The sequence below is a fragment of the Campylobacter concisus genome, assembly GCF_002913865.1.
GTDB classification, from domain to species: domain Bacteria; phylum Campylobacterota; class Campylobacteria; order Campylobacterales; family Campylobacteraceae; genus Campylobacter_A; species Campylobacter_A concisus_AM.
This window is the reverse complement of sequence record NZ_POYX01000117.1, coordinates 1-2,966: the sequence shown is the minus strand read 5'-3', so window position 1 is coordinate 2,966 and position 2,966 is coordinate 1. Positions and strand designations below refer to the sequence as shown.

Here is a 2,966-nt window from a genome sequence, read left to right as displayed (position 1 = left end):
GAACTGGAGCTACTATAAATCCAAGGATAACTGATAATGCAACCATTATAGTTCCTGGGATGAAGAATGAGTGGTTAAATACAAATTTACCAACTCTTGTAGTTCCTGTATCGTCCATCGCTATCGCACCTAGTGTTGTAGGATATGTTGGCAATACAAATAGACCAGAAACTGCAGCAAATGAAGCTACAAGGATCCAAATTTGACCTGAATTTTCAGGGCTAGTCATGCCAAGAGCAGCAGCAACAGCTGGCATCATGACCTTTGTTGTAGCAGCTTGTGAGTATAGCAAGCAGCTTAAGAAATAAAGCGCAACAGCTAGGATAAATGGATACTGAGTAACGAAGTCTTTTGCAGCCTCTTTGATAGCGTCAAGGTGTCCATTAACAAATGTAGTACCAAGCCATGCGATACCAACAACGCAGATGCACGCATTCATACCACTTTGAAAAGTGCTAGTAGATAGAAGTTTGCCTGTCTCAACCTTGCAAGCTACTGCTATCGTAAAGCCGATAGTTAGCATAAAGCTAATGATAGCTGCATCTCTTGAAAGGATAGGTTTTTCTACAAGACCTAAGCTCTTTGAGATATATAGCGCATAGCAAACAACGATCAAAACACCAACTGCAAAGATAGCAACTGATCTTTTTGCGTATGGTTTTGGCTCGTGATACTCGACATCCTTAACCTCTGCAACCAAACCTTTTGCAAGTCTATCTTGATAGATAGGATCTTTTGAAAGGTCAAGATCATAAAATTTATTGATAATAAACGCAGTGATAATCATCGCAACAAAAGTAGTTGATATACAAATAAATAGCAATACTGGATAGCTAACACCCAGCTTCTCACATAGACCACTCATAGCAACAAATGCAGCTGATATCGGGCTTGCAGTGATCGCTACTTGAGAAGAGACAACTGAAAGCGCAAGTGGAGCTGAAGGTTTGATGTTTTGTGTTTTTGCAACCTCAACGATAACAGGGATCATAGAAAACGCAGTGTGTCCAGTTCCTGCAAGGATAGTTAAAAAGTAAGTAACTATCGGAGCAAGAAAGTTGATTTGTTTTGGATTCTTGCGTAAAATTTTTGTTGCTACTTGAACTAAATAGTCAAGTCCGCCAGCAACTTGCAAAGCTGTGATCGCTGAGATAACTGAAGCGATGATCAAGATAACATCCATAGGGATATCTTTCATATCGACTTTCATACCAAGCAAAGCTAGTATCACAACGCCTAGACCACCTGCGTAGCCAACGCCCATACCACCTAGTTTGACACCAAGATAGATGCCGCCAAATAGGACTATAATCTGTAAGATCAGCATTATATCCATCGAAAACTCCTTTATTAAATTTTATTACTAAAATCACCACTTAAGCGTGTCAGAATTCTGGCACGCTTTTAATAATACTTTGCTTAAATTTTTACTTAACCATGCTCGGATTTAGCATATTTTTAGGCTCTAAAATCTTATCGATCTCTTCTTTGCTTAGATAGCCTCTCTCTAGGCAGATATCGCCAACTGCTTTGCCTGTTTGAAGGGCCTCTTTAGCGATGCTTGCTGATTTTTCGTAACCGATATATGGATTAAACGCTGTTACGATACCAACTGAGCCAAGAACTGATTTTAGGCAAGCCTCAGGGTTTGCTGTAAGTTTTTTGATAGCTTTTTGGGCTAGTGTTTTCATAGCATTTTCAAGGATAAATATAGAGTTAAATAGTGCATAAGCGATGCCTGGCTCAAACGCATTTAGCTCAAATTCGCCTCTTTCAGAGCAAAGCATGATAGTCACGTCGTTGCCGATTACTTCATAGCAAGCTTCACCTACAACCTCAGCGATAACTGGATTTACCTTACCTGGCATGATTGAGCTGCCTGGTTGCATTTGAGGTAAATTTATCTCGCCAAGACCGCATCTTGGACCTGAGTTCATTAGTCTTAAGTCGTTTGCAATTTTTGAAAGTCTAACAGCGGCAGTTTTAAGCGCACCACTTACGTGAACGAAGTCCGCAGTGTCTTGCGTAGCAGCGATGAAGTCATCAGCCTTTTTAAAATCAACTCCAGTGATTTCTTTTAGTTTTTTAACAACTACATTTTTATACTCTGGGTGGCAGTTGATGCCTGTGCCTATCGCAGTTGCACCCATGTTTAGATGTGTCATTGACTCACGAGCAGCTGTGATCTTTTCGATGTCACTTTTGATATAGCTTGCAAATGCGTTAAAAGTGTTGCCAAGTGTTGTAGGGACAGCATCTTCAAGCTCTGTTCTACCCATTTTGATGATATCTTTAAATTCTTTTGCTTTTTTCTCAAGCTCATCTTTTAGTAAATTCATAGCAGCAAGCAAGTCAGTAAGTTTTGCATAAGTTGCTACTTTAATAGAGCTTGGATAAGTATCATTTGTGCTTTGTCCAAGGTTTGTGTGATCATTTGGATGGATGTATTGATACTCGCCTTTTTTGTGACCAAGGCTCTCAAGTGCGATGTTTGTGATGACCTCGTTTGAGTTCATATTTGTACTTGTTCCTGCACCACCTTGAACCATATCAACGACAAATTGATCTAAAAACTCGCCAGCTATTACTCTATCAGCAGCTTTTGCCAAAGCATCAGCTATCTTTGGATCTAAAACACCAACCTCTTTATTTGCAAGCGCAGCAGCTTTTTTGATCTGTGCAAATGCCTTTACGAAGTATGGATACTCTTTTAATGTTCTACCACTCATGTGAAAATTCTCAGTAGCCCTAAATGTTTGGATACCATAGTAAAAATTGTCAGAAATTTCCAACTCGCCAATAAAATCATGTTCTTTTCTGGTTGCCATAACAGCTTCTCCTTAGTAAAAATTTGTTACCGAGTGAAATTATATAGGTATTTGAGATTTTAAATATTAATGACTACTTATTTTTTTTAAGTTTTAAGCTTTTGACTTGATATGGCGCTCTTTGAAAGAAAATTATAT

2 protein-coding genes are annotated in these 2,966 nt (G+C 38.9%); both read right to left on the bottom strand.

Features of this window, described 5'->3' with window-relative positions; genetic code table 11:
- A partial coding sequence (locus tag CYP77_RS07445; RefSeq protein WP_103599730.1) for an anaerobic C4-dicarboxylate transporter occupies nucleotides 1-1,336 on the bottom strand: 1,336 nt, incomplete at its 3' end.
- Nucleotides 1,337-1,427: 91 nt separating this feature from the next.
- Complete coding sequence (locus tag CYP77_RS07440; RefSeq protein ID WP_021093490.1) at nucleotides 1,428-2,828, bottom strand: aspartate ammonia-lyase; 1,401 nt, start codon at nucleotides 2,826-2,828, stop codon at nucleotides 1,428-1,430.
- Between the last annotated feature and the right edge of the window lie 138 nt (nucleotides 2,829-2,966).

Bases quoted from the DNA above. Each gene is read 5' to 3' on its own strand.
- CYP77_RS07440 (WP_021093490.1), bottom strand. From the start codon at position 2,828: ATGGCAACCAGAAAAGAACATGATTTTATTGGCGAGTTGGAAATTTCT.